The sequence below is a fragment of the Candidatus Seongchinamella marina genome (genome assembly GCF_026262685.1).
Lineage (GTDB): Bacteria > Pseudomonadota > Gammaproteobacteria > Pseudomonadales > Halieaceae > Halioglobus > Halioglobus marinus.
This window is the reverse complement of record NZ_SHNP01000017.1, coordinates 1-1,392: the sequence shown is the minus strand read 5'-3', so window position 1 is coordinate 1,392 and position 1,392 is coordinate 1. Positions and strand designations below refer to the sequence as shown.

General features: G+C 53.0%; 1 pseudogene. It reads right to left on the bottom strand.

Annotated features, from left to right (window positions below):
* Nucleotides 1-1,303: pseudogene (locus EYC87_RS19380) on the bottom strand (IS3 family transposase); the annotation flags it as partial.
* Between the last annotated feature and the right edge of the window lie 89 nt (nt 1,304-1,392).

The following is a 1,392-nucleotide window of genomic DNA, read 5'->3' as shown; positions in this document are numbered from 1 at the left end:
TTCAGCGTGCGGGATTTGATAATCGCACGCTGCTCCAGAATGTCGTTTCTCCTACCCTGGTACACGTCAGCTGGTGTCACGTTTTCCAGTGATTCGTGATACCGCTCGTGGTTGTAATGGTTAACCCATTCCTTGATCGCCTTCTCCAGTTCCCAAGGGAAGTAATAATGTTCCAGCTTGATGACGTTCTTCATCGAGCGGTGATACCTCTCTATCTTGCCCTGGGTCTGCGGGTGATACGGTGCACCACGAGTGTGTTCCATATCCCGATCTTTGAGCCAACTCTTCAGCTCGCCACTGATGTAGCAGGGCCCATTATCTGACAGAAGCCTCGGTTTATGCCGTACCCTAGCTTCGGATAGCCCTGCTGCCTTCAAGGCATCCTCCAGCGTGTCGGTTACATCCGCCGCTGCCATGGTGGTCGTCAAGCGCCAAGTGATGATGTAACGCGAATAATCATCCAACACCGTCGACAGGAAGTACCAGCCCCAGCCGACCACTCTGAAATACGTAAAGTCCGTCTGCCACATCTCGTGGACCCTGCAGGTGGGATGCTGAAACTTGTCAGCAGCACGCATCACCGTGAACTGTGGACTGGTGATCAAGTCGTGGGCCTTCAGGATACGATAAACACTGGACTCAGAGACAAAGTAGTCATGGGTATCGGTGATATGCCAGGCCAGCTCTCTGGGCGTCAGGTCCGGGCGTTCCAGTGCAATATCTACGATCCTGGCTCGAACCGAGTCCGGTATCCGGTTCCAGTGACGGTGGGATGTACCACCCTGATTCTCAAGGCCGGCAAGGCCATCGTGTTCATAGGCCGCATACCAGCGATAAAAACTGCTACGGCTCACCTTGATCTCCCTGAGGGTCCGGCGTACCGACAGTTCTGACTCCTCCACCAAGCGGATGATGGCCAGCTTCTCTGATGCAGTACGCATTAGTCTTCGTCCAATATCACACCCTGCCCAGTCAGACTTTTTTTGAGCCAGTCGTTACGCAGATACAGCTCGGCAACAGCCTGCTTCAGATCGCTGTTCTCACGCTTGAGGCCGGTGACTTCATCAGTGTTGGCTTCCCGGGCAGTATCGCCTGACAAGCGCTTCTTACCTGCTTCTAGGAAGTCCTTGCTCCAGCGGTAATACAAGTTGGGATTGATGCCTTCCTGACGACATAGCTCTGCGATAGAACTCTCGCCCCGAAGGCCATCCAGAACGATACGAATCTTCTCCTCGGTGGAGAATTTACGGCGGGTGTTACGGCGGATATCCTTGACCGTCTTTTCGGTGTTTGACATGCTCATGATGATGCTCCTGTACTTCAGTTTAAAAGTAGCAGAAGTCTCTCTTAGCAAATCAAGTCATTTGGTACCATCGTGGCTGACGGGATACA